Source organism: Undibacterium sp. RuTC16W, assembly GCF_049339445.1.
GTDB lineage: Bacteria > Pseudomonadota > Gammaproteobacteria > Burkholderiales > Burkholderiaceae_D > Undibacterium.
The window spans coordinates 370,053-387,601 of sequence record NZ_JBMPPE010000002.1; the positions used below are offsets into that span (position 1 = coordinate 370,053).

Below are 17,549 nucleotides of genomic sequence, written 5' to 3' on the forward strand. Positions count from 1 at the left end.
AGTGGAAGCGCGACTCACTTTGTCCCCACCGCAGTCAAATATTGGGTGCGATCAGGCGTCACCGGCACCATGTTCAGCTCTTTGCTGGCGTTCGCCTCGATACGAGAATGTTTCCCGAATGTGGACTGATCCAGCTTGAGTTGCGTCCACTGTAATTCATATTGACGACTTTGCGTTTGCGCACGCTCTAGCTCGATGAACAGCCGACGTGCCTGATATTGAGAGTTAATCAGAGACAGCGCACATAACATCAGAATCACGCCGAGTAAAAAATTCAGTCGCGTACTCACCGCACCACTCCCGGCAAACGTTCCGCTACGCGCAGGATCGCAGAACGTGCTCGCGGGTTCGCCGCGACCTCTGCATCCGATGGCTTGATCTTGGCAATCAGGCGCATCTCTGGCTGCGGCAAATCAACTGAGCGGATTGGCAAGCGACGATCCGGCTGGGTCAGCGTCACTTTCGATGCAAAGAATTGTTTGACGATCCTGTCTTCCAGTGAGTGGAAGCTAATCACCGACATCCGGCCATATGGTGCCAGACGCTCATAAGCACCCGCCAATCCTATTTCGAGATCTTCCAATTCCTTATTGATGAAAATCCGTATAGCCTGAAAGGTGCGAGTTGCCGGGTCTTTGCCCTTCTCGCGAGTTTTGACGGTGTTTGCGACGATCTCGGCAAGTTGTCGAGTACTTGAAATGGGCTCGATCGCCCGGCGAGCAACAATCGCCTTTGCAATCTGAAAAGCAAACCGTTCTTCCCCATAATTTTTTATAACCTCCCTGATTTTTTGTTCATCTTCGGTCGCCAGCCACTCTGCTGCCGAAATACCACGCGTGGTATCCATGCGCATATCCAGCGGACCATCGGCTCGGAAACTAAAGCCACGTGCAGCATCATCCACCTGAGGCGAAGAAATCCCCAGATCCATCAAAATACCGTTGACACTGGCAATCCCCATCTCTGCTAATGCGTCCGCCATCGTGGCAAAACTATCATGCACGATGACAAAGCGAGGATCATGAATTTGCTGCGCATTGGCGATGGCCTGAGTGTCTTTATCAAAAGCAATCAGACGACCGGAAGGATTGAGATGCTCTAAGATTTTGCGGCTATGACCACCGCGGCCGAACGTGCCATCGACCACGATACTGGCAGCGCGATCGCCACTCAGATCAAGTGCATCGACGGCCTCGTTCAACAACACCGTCTGGTGTGTTAACTCTTGCGCTGGACTATCTATCATGTGCCGCTCAGAAGGAGAAATTGCTGAGCGCATCAGGCGCACCGCTGGCGATGGCTTTCGCCTCATTTTCAGCAAGTCGTGCTGCATCCCATATTTCGAAATGCGTACCCATGCCAAGCAACATTACATCGCGTTGCATGCTGACGGCGCTACGTAATTCCGGCGCCACCAAAATGCGACCCGCGCCATCCATCTCGACATCAGACGCATTGCCAAGAAAAATACGTTTCCAGTCACGTGCCTGAATCGGCCAGGCGGCGATTTTTTCGCGATGCGCTTCCCAGGTAGGACGAGGGAAAAGCAGGAGACAACCATCTGGATGGCGGGTCAGGGTAATGCGCCCTTCACATTGCAAGCTCAGGGCGTCGCGATGCCGGGAAGGCACAGTCATTCTGCCTTTTGCATCGAGATTAAGTGAGGACGCCCCTTGGAACACGCTATGCCTTTTACCCTGAACTTGAGAATTATTTTTTCATGGAAATAAAAAATATTCACCACAAAAATACACTTTTTCACACTATTGCCCACTTTAGAGGATCAGTTAAGCCGGGTCAAGCGAATTCAGGAGTGAAAATGTGAAATTCTTTAATGAAGTCAAGGACTTAGCGCAGACTCCTCAAGCAATAAAAAGAAGAATATTCCAATAAATTAGGCACTTACGATGCATACTGAAAGTAGCTCCTCATATATACCCATGTGTTTCGTGAAAAAACACTTTGCTTGAAAATACCTTACCTCCCATGACCACGAAGAAAATGTAAGTCCCCACTAACGCCTGAATGCCGATGCCATATAGAAATATTGATTGACCAAAAGAGTGTCAGAGAAATGTCGGAAGCATGCAAAGGACAAAAAGCGTCGCCAGCCCAAGTGCAAATGACTTGAGCTAAATCCAGGCAGTATGTGAGAAAAATCGGCTAAGCAGAGGCAGAATTGCCAGAGAAACTTGAGGGAAACGTGAAGGAAACGTGAAATAAGCGATAAGCAATGAAGGATAAAGATGAAGGACAAATTACGCACAAACCTGCTCTTATTACGTCTCCGCCACATATTGACGTTGTAACAGCTGCAAAAATTCGCTCTCAGGGACCGCTTTACTAAAATAAAAACCTTGGTATTCATCACAGCGATTGGCCTGCAACGTCTCTAATTGCAATTCGGTCTCTACCCCTTCGGCGATGACCTTCAGGCTCAGGGTGTGCGCCATCGCCACAATTGCCAGTACAATCGCCGTGTCGTTCGGATCACCTGGGATATCCTTAATGAAGGATCGATCAACTTTGACGCTATCCACAGGGAAACGCTTCAGGTAAGCCAGGGATGAATAACCCGTCCCAAAATCATCGATGGACAATGTAAAGCCGGCTTCTTTCAAGCCGTCCATCAGGACAATCGCCTGGTCGCGGTTATGCATCACCATACTCTCAGTGATTTCAAACTCTATCCAGCTGGGATGCACCCGCCAGAAATCGACCACGCTTTTCACTTCTTCCAGCAGATGCACATCATTGAACTGCGCCCCTGATAAATTGATGGCGACCCTGCCAAAGGACTTATCTGCAGCACGGAACGCCAGCACATCACGGCAGGCGATATCCAGCACCAGCATCCCGAGGCGGGCGATCAGGCCAGCCTCTTCTGCCAGCGTAATAAAATCCCCGGGGAAAAGAATGCCACGCTCAGGATGATTCCAGCGTACCAGCGCCTCGGCACCGACGATTCTGCCCGACGCAACATTCACTTTAGGCTGGTAATACACAACAAACTCACGCCGCTCCAGCGCACGTCTGAGTCTCGCTTCAAATGCCAGGCGTTCGACCGTATGTACATTCATTTCAGATGCGTAAAACTGATAGTTATCCTTGCCTTTGTTCTTGGCACGATACATCGCGATATCCGCATTCTTAAGCAAAGTTTGCGGATCACGTCCGTCATCGGGAAAAGTCGCGATCCCGATACTGGCGCTCAACTGACATTCCTGCCCATGCAGATCAAACGGATAAGACGCCTCAAACAAGAGCTTATCAGCGATGTCACCCAAATCTTTCGGATCACTGAACTGATCAATCAGCAAAATAAATTCGTCGCCGCCGACGCGGGCAATAATGTCCGATTCACGCAAGCATTGTTTGAAACGCTGTGCAATATTACGCAGCACGGTGTCACCTTCATCATGCCCGAAGGTATCGTTAATATTTTTAAAGCGATCCAGATCCAGGAAAAAGACAGCAAGGCGACTGCGATTGCGCTCGGCATGTGCAAGAGATTTACTTAAATGCTGGCTATATAAAAACCGATTAGGTAATCCAGTCAGTTCATCATAATGCGCCAGTTTGAGTATCTTATCTTCCGAACGGCGACCTTCAATCGCGATACTCGCAATATCTGTCGTAATACCGATTAATTTAAAATGTTGCTCGTCCAACGCATCCGCAGAATAAGAAAATAAAGTGAAGCTACCCAGCAACTGACCTTTTTTTCCCATAATCGGCCAGGCACCGCAACTGGGAAATTCCGTCAACATCTCAAGCTGATTAACAAACTGCATCGATGTCGATTCTTGCGGCTTACTTATCCATACTGGCGATGCATTTAAAATTGCTTCACTCCAGACACCATTACCAAAAGTAACGGACATGCCATTCAACTGAGATCTCAGCACCTCCGGGAAATTTTTACCAACCGACATAGCAAAACTATGCTGCTCATTTCCCAGTAACTGAATCCCGCAACACCAGTTTGGCGACAACTTTTCGGCAAATTGACAAATCGACTCTAGAATAATCAGCATGTCCTCACTGGTCGCAATCAATTGTAATAATTGATTTTGTCCTTCGAGTAGCAGCTCTACCGATTTTCTGGCACTGACATCGCGCATCACACAGAAGATCAGGCTCTCATCACCGATCTCAACTCTACTCATCGTCACTTCGCTATACAGCAAAATACCTTTGCGTGTCACGATCCAGTCAAAGTGCTGCACCTCTCCATTGAACGCTGCGTCCACCAGAGTCTCGATAAGACGGTCTCTCTGCAAGCTTGGTAAATGCCTGACCGGCTGGATCTCAGGTGAGTAACGGCCAGCCCGCTTGCCCAGTAATTCGGTGCGATCGGCTACGCCAAACATCTCCAGTGCAGCCGCATTGCAGTCAACATAGATGTAGTCGCGGTTAATCAGCAGAATCGTGTCTTCGGCATCCTGGAACAACATCCGGTACCGGTTTTCACTCGCACTCAGCTCCTCGGACGAACCACGTAGACGACGAATTTTTCCTATCAATAAAAAAACAAAAGTCAGGATGCAAATAATCGTCAATATCGTAAAAATTAGTTTTTGTCTGGTGCGGTCCCACCAGTTTGCCAGAATCGTATCCACGTCTTTGGCGTAAACCAGAACAATAGGAAAATCCATGGTCTTACGGTAGGTATAAATCAACTGCGCATCACCGCCAGTTAAAGGACCAGCCTGAACACTTCCCTCTACCGTATTTGAGCGAATCTTATTTGCCAGCAAGGAGTTGGCGACATTGAGTTCAAGGTACTCGGGATCGTTGGGGGCACGGATGTACATATTGCCCTGATCATCATGCAGAGAGATGACAGCGCCGCCATCTCTTGCCAGACGCTCATAAAACTCGCGCAGATAGCCCAAACCGATATACGCCTGCAAAATGCCGACATGCTGGCCATGCTGATTAAAAATATTTTTCGCTACCGGCAATACCCAGCGACTGGAGGCAGGCAACTGCATCGGCTTACCCGTAGCGATCTCATGATTCTCCGGATGGTCCAGCAACTCCCTGACATACGGAACACTGCGCATATTTTGAGGTTCGGCCGGATATTGGAATGAGGTGCCCCACAAGATGCCTTTGGTATCGATAATGGAAAGCGATTGCAAAAAAGGAGAATCCTGCCTCTGATTGATCAGGATTTTACGGACATCCGCTTCGTCGTGTGGCGCCGGCTCCATATCGCTTTGGATTTCTTCCGCAGCGGCATTGATAGCACGGCTGGCGTCATGCAGGATACGATTGGCATGCTCCTCCAGAATCCGCACAGTTAAATAGCTATTTTCTTGTGCACCGGCAAGCGTTAACTGCCGATCCTGAACAATCGACCACCAGGTCTGCGCCATGATCGCGACCACAATCAAACTGACAAACACCAAAAAAGCCAGCGTCGGCAAATCATGCCATTGACGATTACTTGCTTTTCTCTCCATGCGCTACCTTAGGGTCGGTTAACAATTTCATCGGGAGTGCGAATGAGTCTAAACGGGTACAGAGCTATTATCAGTGTAACACTGGATTTTTATCAATAGTGCGCCAAGGGCAGCGAATTGCCAAGCGGTCTGAGCATTTTTGTACGCTACGCCTGGCATTCAAAAACCATACCGGTATATGCAAGTGTGCGAACCTGCTCGCAATGTGTGGGGATATAAATGGATGTGAGATAAAAAATGAAGCAGGCCGGTAGGCCGGATTCTGTTACGGCACTGCGCATTACTGCCTCGTGCTATGACAATCATTCCTCTAGGCGACGGATTACTCCGCCGCTCAAGCTTTCTACCCGCACGCTCCGCGAGCCGCCTCAACGCGTGCCTATTTGAAATTGCTCCGGGTGGAGGTTACCGCGTTTCACCGTAACTAAATACGCTCGTCTCTGTGGCCCTATTCCTCGCCTTATACCTCGGCTTTCGCTCTGGCTTTCAACGTACGGCCGTTAGCCGTCACCCTGCTCTATGGAGTCCGGACCTTCCTCCCGCTTTGGCTCACACCAAAGCCAGCGATTGTCTGGCCTGCTTCGGGCGCTATTGTACCAGCTACAGAGATGATGCGACGCAACATCGAAATACCCTGATCCCGCACAATACCCACTCTATTTCCTGCGCAAAGCCAGCACGACGCGGGCGCTTTCTGCTAGCGTATGGGTTTTTCCGAACTGGTCTTATTGTCATGATTAAATCGCGTTCTGGTGGTCAGCTGGTCGTCAATGCTTTAGAAGTGCATGGGGTCGATACGATTTTTGGTGTGCCGGGCGAAAGCTATTTACCGGTGCTTGATGCGTTGCATGACAGCTCCATCCGCTTCATCATCAACCGCCAGGAGGGTGGCGCGGCATTCATGGCAGACGCCTACGGCAAAATGACAGGCAAACCCGGCATCTGCTTTGTGACCCGCGGTCCCGGTGCCACCAATGCCTCCATTGGGGTACACACGGCGTATCAGGATTCGACGCCGATGATTTTATTTATCGGCCAGGTTGGAAATGACTTTGTTGAGCGGGAGGCGTTTCAGGAAATCGACTATCGCCGCATGTTCGGTCCGATGGCGAAATGGGTAGCGCAAATTGACCGCGCCGATCGCATTCCCGAATACATCGCGCGGGCTTTTCAGGTTGCTACCAGCGGACGCCCCGGCCCCGTCGTTTTGGCATTACCAGAAGACTGTCTGTCAGCCATTGCCGACGTCGCTGACACCCGCCATTACACTCCGATACAAGCCTCAGCCTCCGGCAGTCAGCTCGCGCAATTTCGTCGTCTTCTGGCAGGGGCGCAACGACCGCTCGTGCTGCTCGGCGGCAGTGGCTGGAATAAGCAAGCCTGCGAGCATATTGCCAGCTTCGCCGTCAGCAATCAGTTGCCGGTCGCCTGCGCTTTTCGCTTTCAGGATCTGATGGACAATACCCATCCCCACTACATCGGCGATGTTGGTATCGGCATCAATCCCAAGCTCGCAAAACGCGTGCAAGAGGCGGATCTGATCATCGCCATCGGCCCGCGTCTCGGCGAAATGACGACCAGCGGTTACACCATCCTGGAAGCGCCAATCCCGCGCCAGACACTTATCCACATCCACAGCGACGCGCTCGAACTCGGCCGCGTGTACCAGGCAGATCTGATGATCAATAGCGGCATGCAAGAGATCGCTGAATGCCTGGCCGAAATGGCAGCACTCGATGCCAGTGCCTGGCAACATACGGTTGCAGAAGCGCGCGCCGAACTACTAGCATGGCAACAAGAACCGGCGATTTTTAAGAACGAGCAAGCACCGCTGAATCTCTGGCAAGTGGTGCAAGACATCATGCAGTCAGCCCCCGCCGACACCATCATCACCAACGGCGCGGGCAACTACGCTACCTGGGCGCACCGCTATTTTCGTTATGGCGGCTGGCGCACACAACTGGCACCGACTTCCGGCGCCATGGGTTACAGCGTCCCCTCCGGTATCGCCGCTAAAATCATCGATCCTGCGCGCACCGTGATTACTTTTGCCGGTGACGGCGAATATCTGATGAACGGCCAGGAGCTGGCCACCGCTGTGCAATATCAGGCCGGTGTGATCATCATCGTGTTTAACAATGGCATGTTTGGCACTATCCGCATGCATCAGGAAAAAACCTTCCCGGCACGCGTCTCCGGTACCGACTTGCACAACCCCGATTTTGCTGCGCTGGCACGCGCTTACGGCGCCAGCGGCGAAGTCGTCAGCACCACGGCAGAATTCGCTCCCGCCCTGCAACGCGCGCTCACCCATACCCGTACTCATCAGCTACCGGCACTGATCGAATTGCGTTACGACGGCAACCTGATCACTCCAGGTATGAGTCTGGCTCAAATGCGCCAGGCCGCACTGGATAAGCAATCAGCACAATGATACGGGCGCAGTGATGAATGTTCAGGAGTTCGCCAGTCGCACCGGCATCAGTCCGCACACCGTTCGCTATTACGAAAAAATCGGCTTACTCCCCGATATACGGCGAACGGCAAGCGGGCATCGCGACTTTAGCGACAGTGACATTCTCTGGATGGCATTCATCACACGATTAAAAAATACCGGCATGGCGCTGGCCGACATCCTCGCCTACGCGACTCTGAGATCACAAGGCGCAACAACACTGACAGCGCGACAGCAGATGCTGGACGTTCATGCACAGCGACTGGCATCGCAAATTCAGACACAGCAAGAACACTACACCCAGCTACAAGAAAAAATTCGCTGGTACCACGATGAAATCATCGCGACGACCAACATCTCGAAGAAAAAATAATACGATACCTATTGACTGAGAGTCCGCTCTCAGATCTACGCTGCTGTTTTCCCCAACATCCTCTTCATCAGGAGAACAGCATGACTGACAGTACTTCAAGCGCAGATACCAGCCGGTATCAACGCGGACTAAAAAAGCTTGCAGAAATCGATGGCGACGCCGGTCAAAAAGTCATCGATGCACTCAGCGATATTGCACCCGATCTAGCCCGCTACACCATTGAGTTTCCGTTCGGCGACATCTATTCGCGACCCGGTCTGAATCTCAAAAGCCGGGAGATCGCCACCGTCGCCGCATTGACAGCAATGGGCCATTGTCAGCCCCAGTTAAAAGTCCACATTCACGGCGGGCTGAACGTCGGCTGCAGCAAAGAAGAAATTATCGAGATCATCACCCAGATGGCGGTCTACGCAGGCTTTCCCGCGGCATTGAATGGGATGTTCACAGCAAAAGAAGTCTTTGCCGAGCGGGCGATATAAATCATCTCTGGGTTACATAGCTTCTCATTGTGACCCGCAGCACTGGCGGGCCTTACCAGGTGTTTTAGGCCTGGGAGGCGCATCAACATTGCGGCATCGCATTGAGAACTACTAAAAAACCCTCACCATCCACTGCAATAATGCCCGCCACCAAGATTTATCTAGCAAATAAAAATCATTGATAATTGCAAATTTATTAATATAATAGTAATCACTGGCGCCTTCTGATCGCGCCTCAAAGGACATGTCATGCGAACCAGATTGAGCTTGCTTCTGTGCCTGCTGAGCGCGCTCAACGGTTGCGCATCCGATGCACCTCCAATGACTCGTACTGCTGGAGAATCTACACCAGCACCAGCACATGCCTCACCGCCGCCACCGTCGCCTCCCCCGCCACCTCCGTCTCCGGCATATCCAGCACAAGCTGCGCCACATCGCGACACCGCTAAGCCGCCCGCTCAGATGCCAGACTTAGAAGCAGTCACCGTCACAGGTGTACGCGCCACCGTCAACCAGCAACACAAAAAAGCACACAAAGCGACGCTGGCCACAGTTGGTGCAGAGTCAGGCACGCCTGCAGCCGCAGGCGCTGAGCGCGATGACAAGCTCGGTCCTGCTACCAACCCAGCCACCAACCCAAGCTCAGCCAACGACGACGCACTTTATCTGGCGCGTGTCAGAGCCGATACCAGGATTCCGATGAAAAGCTCAGGCGAGATGCAGGTATGGGTAGGACTGGCGAGCAATGTGCCCGCCAAAGAAGCGGGTCAGGCAGAAACGCAAAAAACCTTCAGCGTCGATCCACAAAAAAGATCAGCAAAGATCGTTCCGATTGCGCCCGATTTTGAATGGAAAGCGATAGGCAAAGATTGCACCGAACTCACGCCGTCCGGTTCCGAAATCCCATTCTCATTAACCCCAAAAAGACTAGGCAAGTTTAAAGTCAGCGCCACGGTCGAACTATATAAATCCGAGGACTGCAGCGGCACACCAAAGTCCGTGATCTCTCAGGACACAGAGATCACCGTGAGCGTCGACATCAAGAACAATGTGCAAAATGGTTTCTGGGATCTCATCAGCCAAACCTGGGATGAGATCAACAAACTGTATTTAGGCATACTCGCCGCGATCAGTGCAGCAATACTGGTCGCCGCAAAAGAGAAAATAAAAACCCTATTTGGCCTGAAAAATACGGATGATCAGGGAAAAACCAAGTAAGCATATGCCTGGTGAAAATGCCAGATTTATGCATACTGCAGGATGCCAGAAAATAAGATGAGAGCCATATACTCCCTTACTTACCTCAATAAAAATGCCTCATACCGCATTATTTACTTAGGTAATGAAAATATACTCCCTATGAGTAATTGATATTTGAGGCTGTATTCAGATTAAATATTGATGTTAGTCAAATCAATCTACAAAAGAAGTAGCGCGCCATTGTAATGTGTATTTTTCCGAATTGATGCGATGCCTGTTCGCGCTACCTTTAAGTGAGATCAGCGATTTCCTTCGTCAGGATAAGGACACGGAATTCTGCTTAAAAAACACGCCCGAATTGCATGGAAGCACAATAAGCTATCGACTGAATATGCAATTTCAAATGACGTAATTTTTTCATTTACCACGCCACTGCCTGTAAAATACATGTAATCGAAATTGCAACATATCTTACGCGACAATAGTGCTGTTTTCACCGACGGTGATATCGACATAAGTTAGCGTCGCATGAACCAATTATGAGCTGACAGAAATGCGAGGAACCTCATTCGCATCTGCGCAAAGGGTTTGACATTTGAGAACTGATCTTTTCTTTCAGAATGAACCCTCGCGATTGAGTGCTGCGCTGCTGCTCTCTCTAGTAGCTCATGCGCTGCTGTTGAGCATCACTTTGGGTGGTCAGGCGTTCGGGCTTCCCGGACTTAACTTTCCCTGGAAAGAAAGGCGGCTAGGAGCCAATGATTTACTCATCCTGCTTCTGCCAGCGCAGCCCACGACCTCGACATCAGCACCGGAACCAGCAGAACGCCCCAAGGAGATGCTCAGTGCGGTCAACACGCCCGCCGTGTCGGGTAAGCCCACATTAATGACCACGTCAGATCCCGCAGTGGAGCACGGCGAGATCACTACTGCAGTGATCCCGCCGCCAATACCCGCGACGACACCAGTAATCGCCACTGCCCCGCCGGTGGAGACGGTCATAACATCGCAGAAAAGACTCGACCCGCAACCAACGGCAGTAGAGATGACTTCTGTGGTGCAAAACACGCCTGCCCAAGTTCATAAAATTTCTTTACCCAACAATGCGGACAGCACACCGCCGAAACCGGTTAAACAAAATATCCAAGAGCAAGTACCTGAACAAATCGCACTTGAGCGCGAAAAGCAGAACACCGAAGAATTGAAACAAGCAGAACTGATAGCAACCGCTCAGCGAGAAAACAAGCAGCAAGAGCAGGTAAAACAGGACGCTGCACGCGCTGAGCAAACTGCAAAAAATACAGCTGCGCAAGTAGAGCTAGAGCGTCAGAAAGTCGAACGTCAGGAGCTTGCCCGGCAGGAGGAGTTGCGACGAGAGGCACTGCAAAAAGAGCAGGCAAGGCAAAACGAAATGACTCAACAAGAGCTAGCCCGCGCTGATGCCTCAAGAGCAGAAGCGAGCCGCAAAGAAACTGCACGACAAGAACAAATCCGACAAGCCCAGCTCAACGCAGCGCGGCAAGAGCAATTGCGACAAGATGCTGCACGCGCTGAACAAACTGCTAAAAACGAAGCTGTGCGCAAAGAAGCTGAGCGCCTTGAAGCCCAACGTCAGGAACTTGCGCAGCAAGAAAAGCTGCGACGAGACGCCGCACAAAAAGAGCTGGCAAGACAAACCGAACAGGCTAAGCAAGAGACGGCTCGACAAGAACTTGCCAAAGCTGAGGCAGCCAGACTGGAAGCTGGTCGCAAAGAAGCCGCACGACAAGAACAGATCAGACAAACCCAGCTCGACACAGCAAGGCAAGAGCAGCTACGACAAGACGCCGTGCGTGCAGAGCAAGCAGCCAAAAGCGAAGCCGCACGTAAAGAGACCGAACGTGTAGCCGCCGAACGTCAAGAGCTTGCCCGGCAAGAGGGCCTGCATCAAGAGAGTTTGCGAAGGGAGGCGCTACAAAGAGAGCAGGCAAAACAAGAGCGGGACAAACTGGAGCAAGTACAGCGGGAACGGGCGGAATATGAGACGGCGCGTGAAGAGCGGCTGCGCGCCATCGGGAAACAACTCAACGAAGAGGCAGCTCAGCGCGATGCCGCTTTGAAAAATCCGTCACGCACACTACTGCCCTCGGTGAGTAGTCTTCGCCGAGGTTGGCTACTCGGACGCGCCGACGCAAACGCCGATCTCGTCCTTTACGCAGAAGCGATGAGCCGCAAGATCGAGAGAAACATGGCATTTGACATGATTCGCGAAGTGGTAAAACAATCCCACGTCCAGCCTTTAGTGACAGTCGCCATCCGCGCAGACGGCTCTGTAGAGAAAGTAACTTTTGTCGTCTCCAGTGGTGTCGCCGCTATCGACGACGCAATACGAAAAGTCGTGGCCAGCCAGGCGCCTTATCCCGCGTTCACGCCCGCTCTGGCGCGCCAGTACGACGTGATCGAAATTCGCCGCACCTGGATATTCGACGTCACCATTCGCCTGCAGTGATGGTGACGTCTATTGGAACCATATTCATCACTGGGTCGCATCTCACGCAGATGAGTGAATGCATTCTGATTGACGATCTGGCAGAGTGAGATTCTTCGCGATAGCGTTTTTCTGTATCGTTGCCAACCGTCAGAAAATATGACCTCACCTCCGGGCGAGCGTATTATGTTCACAAACAAACTGAATGGGCTAGGGACTGCCAGATACGTCAGGCAAACCGGGAGTAATTGCGCAGGCGATTTATTCGTGGCAGCATGCTACATGTAGTATTGATTATCAGAAAAGCGATAACCACGTCGGACAAAATTCCCTCACTTTTCAGGATTGATCATGTACGGTACTGACGAAAAAATTATTGCCCTCGACAAGAAAAAACTACGCTCCACAGTCATCATCTCGTACAGCTTTATAATCGTAATTTTTCTTACGTTTTTCCTCGAAGATCGCAAAATACCATGGCTAGGGCAATATATCAGCCCATTCATTTTGCAAGCACTTGGCGTGCTATGTGCGCTGTTTTTTATAGCATGCGCCGCAATAGGCAGTATTAAATTGACCGATAACAAACCCGGTCTGATTTTAAATTCGACAGGCTTACTAGATAACTCTAGCGGACTCTCAGCAGGCATTATTCCGTGGCACGAAATAGTTGGATTTGATGTATTTCAATTACAGTCACTGAAAATTCTGATCATCAAAGTAAGGGATCCACAAAAATATATTCTACGTGGCAATCCGCTACAACGTCTTTTTAACTGGATAAACTTCAAACTGTGCGACAGCCCGATTTCTATCACTCCAGAATCATTAAATTTGAATTTTGAAGAATTGGAAGAGATGATCACACGCTACCACACTAAATATGGAGTGAAGTGACCGAAATTAAGACGACACATGATTCGTCTTATAAAAGATGGCGAATTCCAGGATCAAGACTCACATCGTACATATGTTCAGCTTAACAACCGTCTGTACAGCTCAGGGAACATTCTCCGAGAAATCGTTCAATCACAAGATAAGTTCCAAACCCATTACGCAGCAACAATTCTTCAGCAATATCCAAAAGCCCCCTAACATTCAAAGTCAACTGTAAATTGTAGCGTGCTGAAGTTTGTCAGCTTGCTTGAGTTTTGATCATCAATTCTCGGGCGGAACTCTGGCGAAGATTGAGGTAATGACGACATCCGAGGAGCGACGAACTCCTGGCTTTGCTGGCGGCTGGAACTTCGCTGCCTCCGCCGCAGTTTGAACCGTGATCAGGTTCAGGCGATTATTATCAACTCGCACCTGCTTGCGCGAAACGGTTCCAACCTGAATTGCAAGACCGGACTCCAGCGTTGTCGTTTCCAGCTCGCCGGATTCCAGCCACTTGTAGGTGCCTGCAGATTTGTTATTCGGACTGGTTAACTGCCAGGTATTGGAATTGGTAAACTCAAGTAATCCACTCCCATCAAAATGCTGTGGTGCCAGCGTTGTTCCGTCCACAATTCGAACCAGAGTCATATGACGCCACCGCCCGACCAGCAAAGATTGAGGCGACGTCTGGTCTTGCGAAATAGCAGGCTGCGCCACGGCTAGCAAGGCAAGACAAATGAGGAAGTTGCGTTTCGACTTCATAGTGACTCCTAAAAGGAACAGATAAATAAAGAAATTGAGAAAGAAATCATTAATGCATAAAACGTGAACTTGATTCTCTTCACCTTTGGCTTACCTTGTTTCTCCAAATCTAAGATCACACTATATAGAGAATTTCGCGTTCTAAATTCATCTCTATAAGGGTGAGCAAATACCAATAAAATCATCAACAATAGTAAAAATGTAATTCCACTTATTTCTTTTGCATAAGGAAATAATTTTAAAAATTCAGTCATTTATTTGATCATTCCAAAAATCATAAAAAATGCTAGTCCACCGATCATAAAAATTTTGGTGTCTTTTACCAACTGTTGAATTTCTATGTCGCCCTCTTTTGCTTTTTGTATTAACACAAGTTATCGCAACTAGAAAATTACTGCTATCCTATTCCAAAGCATCCTCATGTCTTGGCGACGGCCACAATCCTGCCGGTCGGTTCAGCATAATTAATACTAAGGCCGAGCCGAGCAATAATTGCCGTAGCACTTCTGGGGGCATCAAAATTTGTCCGAATAAAACCTGTTGCAGGGGATTAGCCATATGACGCAAGATTTCAGGGAGCACTGTGAGTATCAAGGCTCCTAATATTACGCCAGGAACGTGTCCCATTCCACCCAAAATCACCATGGATAGTACTGAAATCGACTCTGTTAGCGAGAATGACTCTGGTGATATGTAGCCCTGAAAAGCGGCAAACATTGCCCCTGCCACGCCACCAAAAGAAGCCCCCATCGTAAATGCCAGCAGTTTGATTTTGCTGGTATTGATTCCCATCGCCTTGGCGGCAATTTCATCTTCTCGGATCGCAACAAAAGCGCGGCCCAGACGTGACTTTTGTAAACGCACGGTTACAAAAATTATCCCGATGCATAGTATGAGAAACAGAAAATAGTAGGCATTTACTGACGGCATCGAAAAACTGCCCAAGTACACCGTGGCGTTAGAACCCGCCTCGCCGTGTAGCGATACGCCAAAAATCCGGATTGGATCAATCATGTTGATCCCTTTAGGCCCATCTGTGATATTGACCGGATCGTTGAAATTAATGATCATGATACGGATAATTTCACCAAAGCCGAGTGTCACGACTGTCAGGTAGTCGCCGCGTAACTTGAGTGTCGGAGCGCCAAGCAGAATGCCAAAAAATCCCGCCAGTGCAGCACTGAGCGGAACGATAAACCACACAGACAAATGAATCCCATTTTGAGCGACTTCTGATCCGAAGATCGCTATTAGCCAATTTCCGATAGCTGGGTAATGATTTACCAATGACTCCAGCACCACTGCAAATTGTGGTGATGCCAGCAAACCACTCATGTATGCGCCTAGCGCGTAAAAAGCGATATATCCCATATCAAGCAAACCGGCAAATCCGACGACAATATTCAGCCCGAGCGCTAGCATGATGTATAGAAGGGCAAAGTCCATTATCCGCACCCAGGAATTACCGAAATTGGAGGCGACAAACGGAAAGATCACTATAACGATTCCGATCAAGGCCAGGCGCGTATAAGCTTTTTTGGGATTACTGGCCGTATCAAAATAATTAGTCATGGCTATCAGGTTCAAGTCCAAAGAGCGGCATTCCATTTAACGCAGAGCAATATCCGGGTTGGTATCGTTTGCCTAAATTAGTGATTTTTTTCTTACTGTTGAAAGCCTTTTTTGCCCGTAATTAGTTGACTTACTACTGCTATCAAACTGAGCGCTCTTTAGCTTAAATGTATTGGCTGAGCTAACGTGGGCATGTGGCTATTCCGGGTGACAGCTCATACTTGCATAGCGGGCAGCAATAGGTCCGGGGCACCTAAAATGAGCCGCACCGCGCATATGAAATCGTAGACAATCGCCCTGCGTTAAACGATATTCCGTGCCATCAATTTTCAATTCCAGTACGCCATCAAGCATCCACAAATGTTGCTCTGTACCGTAGACGGTAGGGGCATCGTAGGTAACAACGCCACCCGCGGGGAGTATGATCTCGACCATCTCTATTTTGAAATCGCGCGACGGAGGAGAAACAGTTCGCCGATGAAAGCCGGACTCTGGGTCAACCCAAATTGACTGCGAACTATAGGGAATAAAACTTACCAGTTGCGGCTCAACACCTGCAAGTAGTCGTGACATGCTGATCCCGTACACCGCACATAACTTGCCAAGTAAGCTTGCCGTCGGGCTGGTTTCCCCGCGCTCAAGGCGCGATAAAGTGGCACGACTAATGCCACTGGCAATGGCAAGCCCGTCGAGTGACTGGTTATGCTCGGTTCGCAAACTGGCGAGCCGGAGCGCAAGTCGCATATCCATTGAGCTAAGCAATTCCGAGGCAGTTGACTCTGGAATATTTGTAAAAGTGTTGACGGTCTTTTTTCTCATATTTGAGAATATAGACCAAATATGAGATAACCACAAACATTTTTAATACATAAACTGATAGCCCCGACTTTGTTTGTAAAATCTCACATTGAAATAAATGGGCTGAGACTTAGAATTATTTCAGATGCATGCAAGCTAAGACTTTCATGAAATCCTGGCGACATACGCATCAAAAATAGTCAATGATGTAGATAAGCTTAATTTTTCGTATAAAAAAAGTCCGCGATCATGCGGACTTTTTAACAAACACTGCGATCTCTTACGAAACAGCTACCATTAGATTAAGAAAACTGTGAGAAATCAGGTTTACGCTTTTGGAAAAAAGCCATGAATGCTTCTTTGGCTTCTGGTGCTGTCAGCATCGTACGGAAGTATTTATTTTCTTCACCCATCTTCGCAATAATGGCCTCGTGCTGATTGCCTTTCATTAAACGCTTGGTTGCGCGGATGGAGGCGGCTGGCAAGGCGACTAATTTCGCGGCTTGTTTCTGTGCGTATGGCAGCAATTCGTCCAGCGGCAATACTTTGTTGACGAAGCCGATCTCATAGGCCTCCTGAGCGCTGAATGCTTCGCCTAGCATTAATTTTTCTGCTGCACGCTGGTAGCCAACGATTTGCTGGAAAATCAGACTGGAGGCGAATTCCGGACACAAACCTAATTGCGTGAATGGCATTGACAGTTTAGCGTTATCGGCCAGATACACCATGTCGCAATGCATGAGCAAAGTCGTGCCGATACCGACTGCTGCGCCAGAGACTGCGGCAATCACTGGTTTGCTGGTATGACTCAATGCGTGCATGAACTGATAAACGGACGGCACGCCTTGTTGCTCTGCGGTGGCATTTTTCATGAAATCTTCGAGGTCATTACCCGCAGTAAAAATCTCTGGCCTGCCGCTAATCAGGATTGCGCGTACGGCAGTATTGTCTTCTGCTGCGGTAATTGCGTCGGCCATCGCCTGATACATCACGGTGGTGATGGCATTTTTCTTTTCGGGACGATTGAAGGTGATCGTCAAAACGCCATTCTCGATGTGGGTCAAAATATCCATGTGATCTCCTGAGTTTTGATTAA

The 17,549-nt window shown here is 49.5% G+C and carries 14 protein-coding genes and 1 other RNA gene; 6 read left to right on the plus strand and 9 right to left on the minus strand.

What is annotated here, in order from left to right:
* Positions 1-14: 14 nt before the first annotated feature.
* The 5 genes from ftsL to rnpB form a co-directional block, all read right to left on the minus strand.
* Positions 15-290: a cell division protein FtsL gene (ftsL, locus tag ACO0K4_RS06085; RefSeq protein ID WP_422955726.1), complete on the minus strand. Its 276-nt coding sequence runs from the start codon at positions 288-290 to the stop codon at positions 15-17.
* Positions 287-1,246 (minus strand): 16S rRNA (cytosine(1402)-N(4))-methyltransferase RsmH, encoded by a 960-nt coding sequence (gene rsmH / locus ACO0K4_RS06090; RefSeq protein WP_422955727.1) that lies wholly within the window; start codon positions 1,244-1,246, stop codon positions 287-289. Before rsmH ends, ftsL begins: the two co-directional genes overlap by 4 nt.
* A gap of 7 nt (positions 1,247-1,253) precedes the next feature.
* The gene (gene mraZ / locus ACO0K4_RS06095) at positions 1,254-1,682 is read right to left on the minus strand and encodes a division/cell wall cluster transcriptional repressor MraZ (RefSeq protein ID WP_422955728.1); all 429 of its coding nucleotides are present in this window, start codon (positions 1,680-1,682) and stop codon (positions 1,254-1,256) included.
* A 597-nt stretch (positions 1,683-2,279) separates the two neighbouring features.
* Complete coding sequence (locus tag ACO0K4_RS06100) at positions 2,280-5,471, minus strand: EAL domain-containing protein (RefSeq protein WP_422955729.1); 3,192 nt, start codon at positions 5,469-5,471, stop codon at positions 2,280-2,282.
* Between the two features lie 235 nt (positions 5,472-5,706).
* Positions 5,707-6,054: RNase P RNA component class A (rnpB, locus tag ACO0K4_RS06105), an RNA gene on the minus strand.
* A gap of 150 nt (positions 6,055-6,204) precedes the next feature.
* On the opposite strand from rnpB, the gene ACO0K4_RS06110 reads away from it, so the two are divergent.
* From ACO0K4_RS06110 to ACO0K4_RS06135, 6 genes are all read left to right on the plus strand, one after another.
* Entirely contained in the window at positions 6,205-7,905 is a 1,701-nt protein-coding gene (locus tag ACO0K4_RS06110) for a thiamine pyrophosphate-binding protein (protein ID WP_422955730.1), read from the plus strand.
* A gap of 13 nt (positions 7,906-7,918) precedes the next feature.
* Positions 7,919-8,299 (plus strand): MerR family transcriptional regulator, encoded by a 381-nt coding sequence (locus ACO0K4_RS06115; protein WP_422955731.1) that lies wholly within the window; start codon positions 7,919-7,921, stop codon positions 8,297-8,299.
* 80 nt (positions 8,300-8,379) lie between these two features.
* Complete coding sequence (locus ACO0K4_RS06120; RefSeq protein WP_422955732.1) at positions 8,380-8,778, plus strand: carboxymuconolactone decarboxylase family protein; 399 nt, start codon at positions 8,380-8,382, stop codon at positions 8,776-8,778.
* A 249-nt stretch (positions 8,779-9,027) separates the two neighbouring features.
* Positions 9,028-9,996: a hypothetical protein gene (locus ACO0K4_RS06125; protein ID WP_422955733.1), complete on the plus strand. Its 969-nt coding sequence runs from the start codon at positions 9,028-9,030 to the stop codon at positions 9,994-9,996.
* Between the two features lie 661 nt (positions 9,997-10,657).
* On the plus strand, positions 10,658-12,466 hold the full coding sequence (locus ACO0K4_RS06130; protein ID WP_422955734.1) for a TonB C-terminal domain-containing protein: 1,809 nt from the start codon (positions 10,658-10,660) through the stop codon (positions 12,464-12,466).
* Between the two features lie 330 nt (positions 12,467-12,796).
* Positions 12,797-13,342: an STM3941 family protein gene (locus tag ACO0K4_RS06135; RefSeq protein WP_422955735.1), complete on the plus strand. Its 546-nt coding sequence runs from the start codon at positions 12,797-12,799 to the stop codon at positions 13,340-13,342.
* Between the two features lie 261 nt (positions 13,343-13,603).
* Here ACO0K4_RS06135 and ACO0K4_RS06140 read toward each other — a convergent pair whose 3' ends face one another.
* The 4 genes from ACO0K4_RS06140 to ACO0K4_RS06155 all read right to left on the minus strand — a co-directional run bounded on the left by ACO0K4_RS06140 (position 13,604) and on the right by ACO0K4_RS06155 (position 17,526).
* Positions 13,604-14,083, minus strand: a complete 480-nt coding sequence (locus ACO0K4_RS06140) for a hypothetical protein (RefSeq protein WP_422955736.1) — start codon at positions 14,081-14,083, stop codon at positions 13,604-13,606.
* A gap of 402 nt (positions 14,084-14,485) precedes the next feature.
* Positions 14,486-15,655: an ABC transporter permease subunit gene (locus ACO0K4_RS06145; RefSeq protein ID WP_422955737.1), complete on the minus strand. Its 1,170-nt coding sequence runs from the start codon at positions 15,653-15,655 to the stop codon at positions 14,486-14,488.
* 198 nt (positions 15,656-15,853) lie between these two features.
* Complete coding sequence (locus ACO0K4_RS06150; protein WP_422955738.1) at positions 15,854-16,405, minus strand: helix-turn-helix domain-containing protein; 552 nt, start codon at positions 16,403-16,405, stop codon at positions 15,854-15,856.
* 350 nt (positions 16,406-16,755) lie between these two features.
* Positions 16,756-17,526 (minus strand): enoyl-CoA hydratase, encoded by a 771-nt coding sequence (locus ACO0K4_RS06155; RefSeq protein WP_422955739.1) that lies wholly within the window; start codon positions 17,524-17,526, stop codon positions 16,756-16,758.
* Positions 17,527-17,549: the final 23 nt, after the last annotated feature.

What these genes read in the sequence shown, in the direction of transcription:
- rsmH (WP_422955727.1), bottom strand. Translation starts at nt 1,246, where the DNA reads ATGATAGATAGTCCAGCGCAAGAGTTAACACACCAGACGGTGTTGTTG.
- ACO0K4_RS06100 (WP_422955729.1), bottom strand. Translation starts at nt 5,471, where the DNA reads ATGGAGAGAAAAGCAAGTAATCGTCAATGGCATGATTTGCCGACGCTG.
- ACO0K4_RS06110 (WP_422955730.1), top strand. Translation starts at nt 6,205, where the DNA reads ATGATTAAATCGCGTTCTGGTGGTCAGCTGGTCGTCAATGCTTTAGAA.
- ACO0K4_RS06115 (WP_422955731.1), top strand. Translation starts at nt 7,919, where the DNA reads ATGAATGTTCAGGAGTTCGCCAGTCGCACCGGCATCAGTCCGCACACC.
- ACO0K4_RS06120 (WP_422955732.1), top strand. Translation starts at nt 8,380, where the DNA reads ATGACTGACAGTACTTCAAGCGCAGATACCAGCCGGTATCAACGCGGA.
- ACO0K4_RS06125 (WP_422955733.1), top strand. Translation starts at nt 9,028, where the DNA reads ATGCGAACCAGATTGAGCTTGCTTCTGTGCCTGCTGAGCGCGCTCAAC.
- ACO0K4_RS06135 (WP_422955735.1), top strand. Translation starts at nt 12,797, where the DNA reads ATGTACGGTACTGACGAAAAAATTATTGCCCTCGACAAGAAAAAACTA.
- ACO0K4_RS06140 (WP_422955736.1), bottom strand. Translation starts at nt 14,083, where the DNA reads ATGAAGTCGAAACGCAACTTCCTCATTTGTCTTGCCTTGCTAGCCGTG.
- ACO0K4_RS06145 (WP_422955737.1), bottom strand. Translation starts at nt 15,655, where the DNA reads ATGACTAATTATTTTGATACGGCCAGTAATCCCAAAAAAGCTTATACG.
- ACO0K4_RS06150 (WP_422955738.1), bottom strand. Translation starts at nt 16,405, where the DNA reads ATGGATATGCGACTTGCGCTCCGGCTCGCCAGTTTGCGAACCGAGCAT.
- ACO0K4_RS06155 (WP_422955739.1), bottom strand. Translation starts at nt 17,526, where the DNA reads ATGGATATTTTGACCCACATCGAGAATGGCGTTTTGACGATCACCTTC.